12 protein-coding genes, 1 tRNA gene and 1 pseudogene are annotated in these 13055 nt (G+C 43.7%); 4 read left to right on the plus strand and 10 right to left on the minus strand.

What is annotated here, in order from left to right:
* The 3 genes and pseudogenes from AACV12_RS02745 to AACV12_RS02755 all read left to right on the plus strand — a co-directional run.
* Nucleotides 1-228, plus strand: a pseudogene (locus AACV12_RS02745) (PTS galactosamine/N-acetylgalactosamine transporter subunit IIA); the annotation flags it as partial.
* Complete coding sequence (gene nagA, locus AACV12_RS02750; protein WP_096036141.1) at nucleotides 218-1426, plus strand: N-acetylglucosamine-6-phosphate deacetylase; 1209 nt, start codon at nucleotides 218-220, stop codon at nucleotides 1424-1426. The pseudogene AACV12_RS02745 and the gene nagA, both read left to right, overlap by 11 nt.
* Nucleotides 1417-2271, plus strand: coding sequence for a tagatose bisphosphate family class II aldolase (locus tag AACV12_RS02755; protein ID WP_088720988.1), 855 nt, complete (start codon nucleotides 1417-1419; stop codon nucleotides 2269-2271). The genes nagA and AACV12_RS02755 overlap by 10 nt, the downstream gene beginning before the upstream one ends.
* A 287-nt stretch (nucleotides 2272-2558) precedes the next feature.
* Here AACV12_RS02755 and AACV12_RS02760 read toward each other — a convergent pair whose 3' ends face one another.
* The 6 genes from AACV12_RS02760 to AACV12_RS02785 form a co-directional block, all read right to left on the minus strand.
* Nucleotides 2559-3005 carry an RNase H family protein gene (locus AACV12_RS02760; RefSeq protein WP_170899899.1) on the minus strand — a complete coding sequence of 149 codons (447 nt, stop codon included), beginning with the start codon at nucleotides 3003-3005 and terminating at the stop codon, nucleotides 2559-2561.
* Between the two features lie 80 nt (nucleotides 3006-3085).
* Nucleotides 3086-3283 (minus strand): helix-turn-helix transcriptional regulator, encoded by a 198-nt coding sequence (locus AACV12_RS02765; protein WP_170900041.1) that lies wholly within the window; start codon nucleotides 3281-3283, stop codon nucleotides 3086-3088.
* A gap of 107 nt (nucleotides 3284-3390) precedes the next feature.
* Nucleotides 3391-4623 carry a tyrosine-type recombinase/integrase gene (locus AACV12_RS02770; protein WP_170899900.1) on the minus strand — a complete coding sequence of 411 codons (1233 nt, stop codon included), beginning with the start codon at nucleotides 4621-4623 and terminating at the stop codon, nucleotides 3391-3393.
* Nucleotides 4624-4935: 312 nt separating this feature from the next.
* Nucleotides 4936-5023 (minus strand) — tRNA-Ser (locus AACV12_RS02775).
* Between the two features lie 168 nt (nucleotides 5024-5191).
* Entirely contained in the window at nucleotides 5192-5641 is a 450-nt protein-coding gene (locus AACV12_RS02780) for an L-alanine exporter AlaE (protein ID WP_017042265.1), read from the minus strand.
* Nucleotides 5642-5878: 237 nt separating this feature from the next.
* A complete protein-coding gene (locus tag AACV12_RS02785) occupies nucleotides 5879-8302 on the minus strand; it encodes a hybrid sensor histidine kinase/response regulator (protein ID WP_049785461.1) in 2424 nt (807 codons plus the stop codon).
* 161 nt (nucleotides 8303-8463) lie between these two features.
* Here AACV12_RS02785 and AACV12_RS02790 point away from each other — a divergent pair, with 161 nt between their 5' ends.
* On the plus strand, nucleotides 8464-9045 hold the full coding sequence (locus AACV12_RS02790; protein WP_013856580.1) for a UPF0149 family protein: 582 nt from the start codon (nucleotides 8464-8466) through the stop codon (nucleotides 9043-9045).
* Between the two features lie 112 nt (nucleotides 9046-9157).
* On the opposite strand, the gene nadA is transcribed toward AACV12_RS02790, so the two are convergent.
* From nadA to tolB, 4 genes are all read right to left on the minus strand, one after another.
* Nucleotides 9158-10219 carry a quinolinate synthase NadA gene (gene nadA, locus AACV12_RS02795; RefSeq protein ID WP_170899901.1) on the minus strand — a complete coding sequence of 354 codons (1062 nt, stop codon included), beginning with the start codon at nucleotides 10217-10219 and terminating at the stop codon, nucleotides 9158-9160.
* A gap of 134 nt (nucleotides 10220-10353) precedes the next feature.
* Nucleotides 10354-11130: a tol-pal system protein YbgF gene (ybgF, locus tag AACV12_RS02800; RefSeq protein ID WP_019280925.1), complete on the minus strand. Its 777-nt coding sequence runs from the start codon at nucleotides 11128-11130 to the stop codon at nucleotides 10354-10356.
* 15 nt (nucleotides 11131-11145) lie between these two features.
* Entirely contained in the window at nucleotides 11146-11685 is a 540-nt protein-coding gene (gene pal, locus AACV12_RS02805) for a peptidoglycan-associated lipoprotein Pal (protein WP_013856577.1), read from the minus strand.
* A gap of 30 nt (nucleotides 11686-11715) precedes the next feature.
* Nucleotides 11716-13053 carry a Tol-Pal system beta propeller repeat protein TolB gene (tolB, locus tag AACV12_RS02810; protein ID WP_088718023.1) on the minus strand — a complete coding sequence of 446 codons (1338 nt, stop codon included), beginning with the start codon at nucleotides 13051-13053 and terminating at the stop codon, nucleotides 11716-11718.
* Between the last annotated feature and the right edge of the window lie 2 nt (nucleotides 13054-13055).

Below are 13055 nucleotides of genomic sequence, written 5' to 3' on the forward strand. Positions count from 1 at the left end.
CCATTTCGTACCGCATCACTTCTGAGTCAGGAAAGAGACGATATTGAAGTGGTAACGGGAACCAATATGCAGATGGCAGCGGAAATGTTACTTGAACGAGATGAACTCAGTCTGGTCGAGTTTCGCAAGCAAGCTGTTGAATGTGGGTATAGAGGAATCACTTCATTGGCTGCGGAAATAGAACAAAGAGCGCTAATCGCGGATACGGTAGAAGAAGATGGAATCTGAACAACACACTAATGTGAAGCAGAGCTATCGTGCTCAGCGAATATTACATGGTGATAAATGGCTTAACGATGCCTTAATTACCGTTAATGTTGACGGAGTTATTGATGTTATTGAGCAATTCGAACCTCAGCAGCATGTAGATTTTATAGATTTGGGCGCAGTGAGTTTGCTCCCTGGCATGATTGACAGTCATGTCCACGGGGCAAAGGGCTGCGACGTCATGGATGCCAACCATAATAGTCTAAATACTATGTCACGTTACTTTGCAAGTCTTGGCGTTACAGCCTTTGTTGCTACAACCGTGACAGCGCCAGTGGCAAAGATTCGATGTGCGCTAAAACAAGTTGCGAAAAGTAAGCAGCAGGGCGTTGACGGTGCTGAGCTTCTTGGGGCGTATTTAGAAGGGCCATATTTTACAGAGAAAAATCGTGGCGCACACCCTACAGCATGGTTTCGAGATTTATCAGTTGAAGAGCTTGATGACTGGATTTCTTATAGCGATAACCAGTTACTTAAGGTCGCTCTGGCTCCCGAAAAGACGGGGGCTTTGAAGGCTATCCGCTACCTCAATGAACAAGGCGTGCGAGTGATGCTTGGACACACTGATGCCAGTTACGATCAAGTTCAGAAGGCTCTCGATGCAGGGGCATGTGGCATCGTCCATTGCTACAACGGTATGCGTGGTTTGCATCACCGCGATCCGGGCGTGGTTGGTGCCGGACTTCTTAATCCTAACAGTTATGTAGAGATGATCGCCGACGGCCGTCATGTTCACCCTGCGGCCATCGACGTCGCTCACCGTTGCTGTGGCACTCGCATGACATTAATTACCGATGCGATGTGTGCAGCGGGCATGCCAGATGGTGAGTACACCCTCGGCGAATACCAAGTGCAAATGCGAGATGGGGTCGTCACAACAGATTCTGGCAGTCTAGCTGGTAGCACACTGACCTTGCTAACGGCAGTACAAAACATTAAGCGCTGGCTCAACATTCCACTTGAGCAAGCGTGGCTGATGGCGTCTTTGACCCCAGCTGAATCATTAGGCTTACAACATCAATTAGGCACTTTAGAAATGGGTAAACGCGCTTCTATGGTGGCGATTCAATCAGATTTCTCAATTACAAAAACTTGGGTTAACGGACGTCTTGTATTCGAAACTAAACCCGTACCAAGTCAGGAGGCTTTATGTATCTAATATCTTCTCGTGAAATGCTAAAACGTGCTCAACTCGGTGGCTATGCAGTTCCTGCGTTCAATATCCATAACTTAGAAACGGTGCAGGTTATCGTCGAGACAGCATCAGAGATGGGCTCTCCCGTGATCCTTGCTGGCACACCTGGCACTTACGATTATGCAGGTACCGATTATCTAATTAGTATCTGTAAAGAAGCTGCGCATAAACACTCAATCCCACTCGTTTTGCACCTTGATCACCATGAAGATCTGCAGGATATCCGCACTAAGGTGGATCACGGCATTCGCTCTGTGATGATCGATGGCTCTCATCATGCCTTCGACCAAAACATAGAAATCGTACGTTCCGTAGTTCAATACTGCAACCGCTTTGACGCGAGTGTTGAAGCTGAGCTGGGTCGTTTGGGGGGGCAAGAAGATGACCTGATCGTCGATAGTGCCAATGCGCTAATGACAGATCCTGCATCGGCAGCAGAGTTTGTGCGTCGTACTGGGATTGACTCATTAGCAGTAGCAATTGGGACAGCCCACGGCCTGTACAAAGCAGAACCAAAACTTGATTTTGACCGTCTGGACAAGATCCGTTCAGTGGTTGATATTCCGCTTGTTTTACATGGTGCTTCAGGCGTGCCTGATGAGATGGTTCGCCGCTGTATTGACTTAGGTGTGTGCAAAGTCAACGTTGCAACTGAACTGAAAATCGCCTTCTCAAATGCTGTTAAGCAGCATTTTGCTGAGCATCCGGATGCGAATGATCCACGGAAATATATCACTCCAGGTAAAGCAGCGATGAAACAAGTCGTGATGGATAAGATTCATATGTGTGGCAGTGAAGGGAAACTTTAACTTTTATGTAATTTGGTAAACTCCCCCTATAACGTGTTTACCTGGGTGCTAGGATTTCTAGCACCCTTTTATTCTTTGGTGTCAGCCAGAGTCCAAGAAAGCATAAACATTATCCCCTTCGTAATAAACTTCAAGGAAACAGTTTGTTAGAAATAACTACTACACGTTATCACCTATCACACTCCTATCGCATCCACCTTCAGTTATATGTTATCTAGAAAAACGCAAATAACAGGCAATAGCGGCTTGTAGGTATAAATCTAAACCCTACAAGCCGTATTGTTACATCAATCGATATCGCTTCTAGCTGCTTCAACTGCTAACGAATCCGCTATTTCATTCCCTCTAACACCAGAATACGCTTTGACTTTAAGTACCTCAACACACTTTCTAGAACGTAATTCATCGACTTGCTTCCAGAGTTGACGATGCTTAACCGGTTTCTTATCCGCTCGACGCCAACCTCGGTCTTTCCAATCGTCCATCCAGATGTTGAAACCTTTCACACAATAATCTCTGTCCAAATAGATAACATCCCCATCTTCTGCGTATTCCAATGCTTCAATTAAGGCCAGTAGTTCTAGCCCAGTATTGTCGGTTTTTCGATTGATGGTAAAGCTCTCTTCATGAACAATCTCGTTGTCTTCATCCATGACCACCAGCCCAATGCCACCTCGTGTACATCCGTGTTGGTTGTTTGGTGCAGCGCCGTCTACGTAAATTGAATAGCTCATTTTTTATCTCTCTAATTGCAAAAAGGGCGCATGACTTTGCTTAGCCAGCGCCCCGTTGATGATGTAATTTGATGTTTGTGCTACTGAAAGGATTCTTGGTTGTCTCGCATGCTCAGACGAGATTCCATCCACTCCTGCACTTCACTCTCCACCCAAGCAACAGCACGCCCACCAAGCGGAACTTGCGCCGGAAACTGGTTTGCTTCGATAAACCGGTACATGCAGGAACGTGATAAGCCAGTCATGCCAAGCACTTCATTTAGACGGATCAGACGGATAGTTGGTTTAGGCATACATACCTCTTCTGTGTGTGAATATCACATAGATAACATATGCCTGTAAAAATTTTGAACGATAGCAAGTGGCCGTATAATACGGCCATAAATCAAATAACCTGGCTTAAATGACGTGAACCTGTAACGCTGTAACTTCCATAACTCGATTTGTCTATATGTTCACTCCACCAGCTCATTAGCTGACGGCGAGAGTCTAAATAATCAGTACGGTTATAAGCCTTACGTATTTGGTTTTTATCCGTATGGGCAAGCGCAGCCTCAATAACATCTGCATCAAAGCCCTGTTCGTTAAGTGTAGTACTGGCCAAAGCACGAAGACCATGCGCAGTAGTTCTATCTTTGAATCCCATTCGGCTCAACGCTTTATTGGCCGTTTCTGAATCGGTGGGTACCTTCGGATTACGACTGGATGGAAAAACGAACTCTCTATGGCCACTGATAGGTTTAATCGCTTCAAGAATGGCAACTGTTTGGTCTGTAAGGGGAACTAAGTGCTCACGGTTCATCTTCATTCGTTCCTTTGGGATGACCCAAAGTCGATTTGCTATGTCAATTTCATCCCAACGAGCACCAGAGGCTTCATTAGGCCGAACCATAGTATGAAGCTGCCATTCAATTAAAAATCGCGTCACGTGCTGTATATTGGCTGTAGCAACGGTACGTATAAGCTCATGCATTTCATGAGGCTGCAACGCTTTCATGTGGACAACCTTGTGTTTTCTAAACACATCACGGATCCCGGATAATGGGTTTGCATGAATAACCCCACTGTTCACCGCATAGTTCATTATCTCATTCATTAACTGAGCGGTGCGTTTAACCGTTTCAAGCAATCCCTGAGATTCTATGGGCCTCAATGCTGCTATCGCAATCGGTGCCGTGATCTTACTCACCGGAATGGTTCCAAGTTTAGGAAATGCGTAAAGCTCCAGCTTACGCCAGTTTCCATGAAGTGTTTTCTCTTTGATTTGACCTTCTTTGGTTGCCTTCCATTGTTCGGCGATAAACTTGAATGTCGCGTTTTGCTCAACAATGACTTTGGCTTTTTGCTCTTCCTTCGCCAGTTGAGGATCAATACCATCAGCTAACTGCTTTCTTGCTTCGAGAGCTTTCTCTCTAGCTTCTGCCAAAGACATATCAGGATAGGTACCAAATGACAGATAAGTGATCTTATCTTGCCCTGGTCGTTTGTAGCGGAACTGCCATGAACGAGAATTGCTAGGACGCACGCAAAAGTATAGATTGCCCCCATCAGATAAACGATAAAGCTTGTCTTTGGGTTTTGCGGTTTGAACTTGCCTTGCCGTTAGATTATTTGCCATTTCAATCCCTCAAGTAATACCTGACTAGAGCATAAAAACCAGGAAACTTAGGTATTACTTTTGGTCAATAACTATCTAATTTACATTAAGTTATAGATCATACTGATGGATAAAATGATAACAAAGTAATACCTGTATTAGTGCTCAAAAGTAATACTAGCACTAGATACGGTAGCTGGGTATTACTTTAGGTATTACGAAAAGCAAGCGCTTTTATGACACATCATGAAACGCTACGAAACCGTAACCGATTGATTTTTAGAAGGTTTAGATAAGAAAAAAGACGTCCTGAGACGTCTTTAAACTTGAATGTGGCGGTGAGCAAGAGATTCGAACTCTCGATACGTTGCCGTATACACACTTTCCAGGCGTGCTCCTTAAGCCACTCGGACAACTCACCAAATTATATTGTGGTTAGCGCATTTGGCTAACGAGGCGCTAATTTAATGATTCTATAGGATTAGGTCAAGCCAAAATAATAAAAAAGCCCACCACTTTGGTTCGTTTGACTACTTATTGACTTATTTGATGAAATTCAATACAAGCCTTTCTTCAGTGAGTGTCACGGTTAGGCGCTACGATGATAACCAGGGACACGGAACCAACGGCGGCACATATCTAAAAAATAGCCATAGAGAACGCCCATTCCACACGACACAATGGCATTGCTTGATACTGCGGTTATGATCTGCTCTGTAGATGCGCCTACAGCCCATAGAATGGCGGCATAGACCGGAGATTGAAATAGAACGTAAGCAACCAAATCCGAGACATTCTTCATTAAGCCAGTCTCAGACCATTGACGTCCCTGGCGCAGAATAAAGTCACGAAATACGCCATAAGGCCATGCTATTGCGATATTAACTGGGATAGACAGTGTACGTGATGCTAGCGACTGTTCGAAGGTCATTCCAGAGATGAAAATTTCAATGATCATGCCTGATATAAAACAAAAAACAACCATTGCAAATGTGTCCGCCGCAGCATGACGAATACAAAATGGGCCACGAGCTTTCATTACTTCCCTCTACACAATAGATATAACTATTAAATATGCCAATCAGCAATACAGATACCTAGAAAATAACAACAAGCTAGATAATGAGGGAATTAGAACACATATTTTGTAGATTTAGTGACCAATTTTAATTAACTTAGGTAAATTTATAACCAATTTTGAATCGGAAACTAGAATCTAACGCTATTCTTTAAATTCCTGTTACAACGCATTCTTACTAAATCTCAAAATGGTTATTTAATTACAAAAATCGGAAAGCAATACCGTTAGCAAATCGACTTGCTGCTGTGTAGGTAACTGGTGTTTTTCTAAGCTTGTTTGGGTATCGATTAACACTTGATGAATATGAGTATTTTCAATCTCCGGCAACTGTTGTATCAAACGTTGAATCATGGCTAATGCAAGTTCTATGTTTTGATCTTCCACGGCCATATAAAACGTCACCAATGATTCCTCTGCTGAGCCTATCTTTAGCGGCATAGAGGACTCTGGATGATATTGATACAGTTTTTCGACAAATTGGAAAAGAGCATCATCTAATTCATTGTCATCAATGGGTTTGGTGACAATATAATCAGCGCCGGCCGACAACATTCGCTCACGAGTTTCTTTGAAAACATCAGCAGTACAACCAAAAATGAGCACATTACGTTGCTCCCCAACTAAGATCCGAATCGCAGACACCGCTTCTACGCCATCCATTACGGGCATATGGTTATCCATCAATATCAGGTCATAATTCCCGCCAACAACCGCTTGAATTGCCAATTCACCATTCTCAACACAATCGCATGTAAACCCTTTATTCTTCATAAAGGTTTCGATGATGATAGAGTTGGTCCGGTTATCTTCCACAATGAGAGCTTTCAGTCCTTGGTAATTAAGCTTGCGACGTGGTTTGACTTCAATGGTCCCGGGCGTCGTTGTTTCTATCGCTAGCATAACGTGAAAACTGGTACCAATTCCTAACTCACTGGTTACCGTGACTGTCCCATCCATTAGCTCTACAATTTGTTTTACAATCGCTAAGCCCAACCCCGTTCCACCAAAACGCCTTGTCGTCGATGATTCAGCTTGTTCAAATGGGCGGAATATTTTTTCCTGAGCCTCTTTTGCTATACCTATCCCCGAATCCCGTATCCGAATAGAAAGATACCGTTTATCTTCCATCTGCTGCTCTTTTAGAGTCACTTCGACAAAGCCGTGAGAGGTAAACTTGACCGCATTATTAAGTAAATTAAACAGAATCTGTCTCAATCGTGCTTTATCTGAGTAATACCAGCGATCGTGAACAATATCGCTGTAAATCCTAAACTGCAGTCCTTTTTCATTGCATAAGGTATGGTAAACACTGTTAATACTACCAATCAGTGAATCCAAGGGGAAACGGGTGTTATCAAGTTCTAATCGCCCTTGTTCAATCTTGGAGAAATCGAGAATTTCGTTAAGCAGCACCATCATGTGCTCGCCAGACTCATACAGACTATTAAGGTGTTGCCTCTGTTCTGGGGAAAGCTCTGTTTTCAATAAGATTTGCGCGGTTCCTAAAACACCATTCATTGGAGTTCTGATTTCGTGTGACAGGGTTGCTAAGAAGGCACTTTTGGCTTGAGTGGAAGCTTGAGCTTTCACTTTTTCCGCTTCAAGATAAACGGTTTTTTGGTTAAATGAATCGATAAGCTGGCGGATCTCATCTTGGCTTCGATACGGCATATCAATAATACCGCCCTGCTTAGAATCACTCACTTTTTTGGCGATTATGGTAATCGGTTTAATCACATATTGATTGATCAAGTAATAACCGATCATAACGCAAACTAAAAGGATTGGAATGATACTCCGTTCGACATTCATCACCAGATCAAACACTTCGTCATTCACTAACCGATGGGCATTAATAACATCAACTCGCCATTCAAAATCACCAAAACCGAAATGACTTACGTTAGCTTCTTCACGTATTATAAAATTATGTTCAGTGATCAGGGATCCCCCCGAATCACTTAAGGATACGCCAAGGTTATAAAGCTCCGCTTGACTGGCAATAAATGTGGCTAACCCCGCCAATGACAGATCGACTGTTGCTACTCCAGCAAATTCACCGTTAACGTAATAGGGCGATGAAGCCGTGATCATCTGAACGTGCGTATAGGCATCAACATAGACTTCTGACCATACCACACTACCGACAGGCTTCTCTTTTACTGCGTTGTACCACTCTTCGTTATCGTAACCATGCGCTTCTTGATTGTTCCAAGAATGCAATTTGTCGACTTGACCGTCAGCGGCTCGATTATAAAATAGGCTACTGTATCGCTGCGATGCATTAATGCTGTAGGGTTTCGGCCATAGCCCACCACTGACGACAACATCATCAAGTATAGTGAACAGCGAAGAGAGCATTCTGTCTTGCTCAGCTTGGTTGGTTGCAGCTTGCCCAAGGCTCACAATGCTTTGGAGCACACCAATAGAACGGTTGAGAGGTTCGCGAATTTGGGCTGATAACACTTCTGCACGAAGATCTAAATTCTGTTTTAATTCAGCTCGTAGTGGCGCTTCGACAACCCAATAAGTAACGGTACCTGTGATCGCAATAAAAAAGCAGAGATAAAAAGAAAGGGCGATAATGCTCTTCTTCTTCAATGAAATAGGTGCTCTCATAAATCCTTTCAATTTTTTCTTTTGTGCAAATTATAGTGAACAATCTTAGCGAGCAATATGTTGATTGTTGTAAAACCTCACTAAAGCCAACAAATTATCAGCAAAATTCGCACATTGTATCGCTTTAACGTTAAAATGGCTGCAAATACACTCGGCAACTGATGGGATCTGCTGTGAATTTACAAGAACTCCTTACCCAACCCGAACTAGAAGATAAATTGCTTAATGAGGCCAAAACTCAAGGTTTTGTCGCATCCATGGCGTCAGCGCCTAACTTGCTCCCGCCAGAGGAATGGCTCCCTTTTCTATGGGGGGGAGAAGAAATCGCGCCATTTAGCGAAGGCAAACAGCTAGAAACCTATTTCCAACTGATCGTTGAAATGTGGAATGACTATCGCCCTGCTTTGCTCGAAAATCAATGGAGCTGGCCTGCAGGTTGCTCACTCGATGAACAAGAAATAGTGACTGAACATGTCCGTGATTTTTGTGAAGGTTTTCTTCAAGGTTGGCAACTTACGCGTGATGATTGGGAAACGTTAATGCCTGAAGATAGCCAAGATAATGCGCTACTTGGGGGCGTGCTCCTTTCGCTGAGTATGCTTTATGATCCGGAGACGTCCTTAGCAACACTTTCCCAGCAAGGTATGCAAGGACTCGACCAGTTTGAAGAAATCTATCAGGCCATACCGGTGATGTTGTGTGGCTTAACGCAGCGCGGCGCTCAGTTGGCACTAGAGCAATAACTTTGTTTTTGAATAGTTTTATTTTCGAATAACGTTAATTTCAAATCAATTTGCTTGCGATAAAAAAGGCTCTGAATAAGAGCCTTTTTTCATCCACTACCACCGAAAGGAATTAGGCATTCCCTTTGACTTGCAAATTTAACTGTTCAGCAAAATCCAACATACGGTTTAATGGGATGAGTGATTTCACTCTCACGGCTTCATCGACGAAAATTTCGTGATCTTTACCGCCTTCCATAAGAGCTGACTCAATCGCTCGAAGACCATTCATCGCCATCCAAGGACAATGCGCGCAGCTTCGGCATGTTGCCCCGGCCCCTGCCGTCGGTGCTTCAATCAATTCTTTCTCAGGGACTAACTGCTGCATCTTAAAAAAGATGCCTTTATCGGTCGCCACAATCATTTTCTGTTGAGGTAAGGATTTTGCTGCCTTAATCAACTGGCTTGTAGAGCCTACAGCATCCGCAAGTTCTACCACACTGGCTGGTGATTCTGGATGCACAAGGATGGCTGCATCAGGATACAGTACTTTCATCTTACGTAATGCATCGGCAGAGAACTCGTCGTGAACTACGCATTCACCTTGCCAAAGCAACATCTTTGCGCCCGTTTTTTTCTCGATGTATGAGCCTAAATGGCGATCTGGCCCCCAAATTATAGGTTTATCTTCCGCATCTAAGTGCTCAACAATATCAAGTGCAATGCTCGATGTAACCACCCAATCGGCACGAGCTTTGACCGCCGCCGATGTGTTTGCATACACAACAACGGTATGATCTGGGTGTGCATCACAAAATTCTGTGAATTTATCGGCAGGACACCCCAGATCCAAGGAGCATTCTGCTTTTAAGGTTGGCATTAAAATGCGTTTTTCAGGGGTTAAGATTTTTGCTGATTCGCCCATAAATCGCACACCAGCGATGATCAATGTACTGGCAGGATGGCGATTACCAAACTTGGCCATCTCTAATGAATCACCAACAAAACCGCCGGTTTCTTCAGCGAGAGCTTGAATTTCAGGATCGGTATAGTAATGCGCAATTAATACAGCATCTTTTTCTTTTAAGAGTTGTTTGATACTTGCTGTATAGGCTTGTTTTTGCTCAACCGTTAGTGGAATGGGCTTTGGCGGAAATGGATAAATAGTTTCAATCGTATCTAATATGTGGCTCATTGCTCTTGCTCTACGCAACTTCCAAGAATCCGAGCATTGTACACCGCACCTAACGAAGGATCAAAAGCGATTCATAAAATAGTGCCGTCGAAGAAAGAGGCCACAAGGCCTCTTTTTATTAACTCAAATTGTTATCAATTCAAATTCTCTTTAGCAACCTTGGCAGACGCACTTGTAGGGTATTCATCCACAACTTGCTGATAATACTTATTTGCTTGCGCAGTATTATTATTGCGCTTGGCAATATCACCTAACTTAACCAGCGCATCAGCACGTTTATTGGAGTCACTGTAAGTGAGCACGGCGGCAAAACTTTGTGTCGCTTCTTTATCCTGCTTTTTCGCAAAATAGAGCTGCCCTAACCAGTAATGGGCATTAGACGCAAAATTAGAATCTGGATAATCTTTTTGAAACTGTTGAAACGCTGCAATAGCACCACTGTAATCCCTTTTCTTCAGGATTAAATCAACCGCATTCTGATAGGCAGTTTGTTCATCAACATTGCTGCTAAACGTTCCTGCAATATCAGTGTCCGTTGTCGGCTGTGACGAACTTGCGGTTGTATTCTTCATTTCGCCACGTACGCGATCTAACTCGATAAAGAGTTCACGCTGACGCTGCAACATTTGCTGCATATCGTAGCTATTACGCTCTAACTGGCCACGTAGTTCGCTGATTTCAAGTGCCATATCATCGAGCTGCTGCTGCATTTTGAGTTGAACGCTATTACGGTTTTCAAGCAGACGTTCAAGACGTTGTACATTAGATTCAGATGATGATTGTTGAGCACGAGATGTGCTTGCTGAAGAGCTATTGCTAAGATCGGATACTGGAGCTGGTGCAGCGAGTACTTGACCCGCTGCACTTGCCAGTAACGTAAGCGTTACAATTCGCTTTAAGTTACTGAACATGAGGCGATTCCTCGATTAGTATACGAGAACCGCGCGGCGGTTCTTCGCATACACTTCTTCAGATTGACCAAGAAGAAGTGGCTTCTCTTCGCCATAGCTAACGATCGAGATTTGGTCAGCTTGTACACCTAGCGCTTGTAGATATTTCGCTACAGCTTGTGCACGACGCTCACCTAACGCGATGTTATATTCAGGCGTACCACGTTCGTCAGCATGGCCTTCGATGGTAACTTTCATTGCTGAATTTTTGCTTAGGTAAGCTGCGTGTGCAGCAAGCATATCTTCGTAATCACCAGCAATTGTCGCGTTATCAAATGCGAAATAAATGGTTTGAGTTTCACGAAGAGCTTGTTCCTTTAGCTCTTGTTCAGAGAGTTGGCCATTCGCATCAATTGGAGAAACTACGGTTGTATCAACGCTGTTTGCTGAACCTGAAGTAGACTGGTTAGTTTGAGTACCAGAAGCGTTTGTCGCTTCATCGCTTGAACTACATGCAGTTACTGCAAGTACTGGTAGCGCAATCAGTAGCCCTTTAAGAACTTTATTAAGTTGCATTTTTTTTCCTTACTTTTTGATACTTACTTGCTATAAAAACGGAGACCACGCAGGAGCCCTAACGCGACCATTTGTTGCCGGTAATCTAGCTTTGAAACGCCCATCTATAGACACCATCGAAAGTACATTCGCTTTGTTATAAATAGAACTGTATATGACCATACCACCATTGGGTGCAATACTTGGAGACTCATCGAGCAAAGTCTTTGTTAGAATTTGCACTGAACCAGTTTCCAAATCTTGTTTCGCCAGATTAAAACCCGAATTACTTCGGTTTACCATGACAAGGAATCGACCATCAGGCGTTATTTGTCCACCTAAATTCTGGCTACCTTGCCATGTCAGACGATTGGTAGAACCGTCTGATAAATTTACTTGATATATCTGTGGTTTACCACCCCGATCCGAAGTAAATATTAGCGATTTACCATCAGGATGCCAGAACGGTTCTGTATTATTTGATCTGCCACTCGTTATTTGTTTCAGCTTCTTGGTTGCCAAGTCCAGAGTATAAACCTGTAAGCTGCCCGTTTTAGACAACACCAAAGCAAGGGTTTTCCCATCTGGCGAGAACCTCGGTGCCCCATTATGGCGTGGGTACGAGGTCACTTTCTCTCTTTCACCAGTATAAATATTCATGATGAATATTTCCGCTTGGCCGTTTTGGAAGCTCACATACGCCAGTTGCTTACCATCAGGTGACCAAGTCGGTGACATCAAAGGCTGTTTTGAACGAAGTACTAAACGTTCATTGTAACCGTCATAGTCAGCAACCCTTAGCTGGTAAGGATATTGTTCATCGTCGTTGACCACCACGTAGGCAATACGAGTGAGAAACGCACCCTTATCACCCGTGAGTTCTTGATAGACCAAATCTGAAATTCGATGCGCATACTCACGCATTCGGTTTGCTGGTACGGTGGCAACTTTATTGAATAAAACATGATCTTTAGAAAGCACCAACTGTCCATCGTTACTTAATGCTTTGCTTTGGCCTTGTGTCAGTTGACCACGCACTACATCTACCAATTGGTAGTTGATGACATAGTTACCTTCTGCATTTTGCGTAATGCTACCTGTGAGCAAAGCATCAACACCAATACTGGTCCAAGCATCAAACTTCACATCGGTTTCATTGTAAGGCGTTTGTGGCATTTTGCTGGTCGCAATCGGGCTGAATTTACCACTACGTTGCAAGTCTGACGCGATCACCGCAGAGACATCCTGCGGTAATTTTGTTTTGCCTTCCCACTTAAACGGTACGATAGCAATCGGCCTTGCTGAATTAATGCCGTCGGTGATAACAAGCTCCAATGCGGCGTTGGCGAGCTGTACACTACTTGCGATGACAAGTAAGCATCCTAACATCA

Source organism: Vibrio sp. 2-2(8) (assembly GCF_963888495.1).
In the GTDB taxonomy this organism is placed as follows: Bacteria; Pseudomonadota; Gammaproteobacteria; order Enterobacterales; family Vibrionaceae; genus Vibrio; species Vibrio anguillarum.

Bases quoted from the DNA above. Each gene is read 5' to 3' on its own strand.
- AACV12_RS02755 (WP_088720988.1), top strand. From the start codon at position 1,417: ATGTATCTAATATCTTCTCGTGAAATGCTAAAACGTGCTCAACTCGGT.
- AACV12_RS02780 (WP_017042265.1), bottom strand. From the start codon at position 5,641: ATGAAAGCTCGTGGCCCATTTTGTATTCGTCATGCTGCGGCGGACACA.
- tolB (WP_088718023.1), bottom strand. From the start codon at position 13,053: ATGTTAGGATGCTTACTTGTCATCGCAAGTAGTGTACAGCTCGCCAAC.
- AACV12_RS02770 (WP_170899900.1), bottom strand. From the start codon at position 4,623: ATGGCAAATAATCTAACGGCAAGGCAAGTTCAAACCGCAAAACCCAAA.
- nadA (WP_170899901.1), bottom strand. From the start codon at position 10,219: ATGAGCCACATATTAGATACGATTGAAACTATTTATCCATTTCCGCCA.
- ybgF (WP_019280925.1), bottom strand. From the start codon at position 11,130: ATGTTCAGTAACTTAAAGCGAATTGTAACGCTTACGTTACTGGCAAGT.
- AACV12_RS02760 (WP_170899899.1), bottom strand. From the start codon at position 3,005: ATGAGCTATTCAATTTACGTAGACGGCGCTGCACCAAACAACCAACAC.
- AACV12_RS02790 (WP_013856580.1), top strand. From the start codon at position 8,464: ATGGGATCTGCTGTGAATTTACAAGAACTCCTTACCCAACCCGAACTA.
- pal (WP_013856577.1), bottom strand. From the start codon at position 11,685: ATGCAACTTAATAAAGTTCTTAAAGGGCTACTGATTGCGCTACCAGTA.
- nagA (WP_096036141.1), top strand. From the start codon at position 218: ATGGAATCTGAACAACACACTAATGTGAAGCAGAGCTATCGTGCTCAG.
- AACV12_RS02785 (WP_049785461.1), bottom strand. From the start codon at position 8,302: ATGAGAGCACCTATTTCATTGAAGAAGAAGAGCATTATCGCCCTTTCT.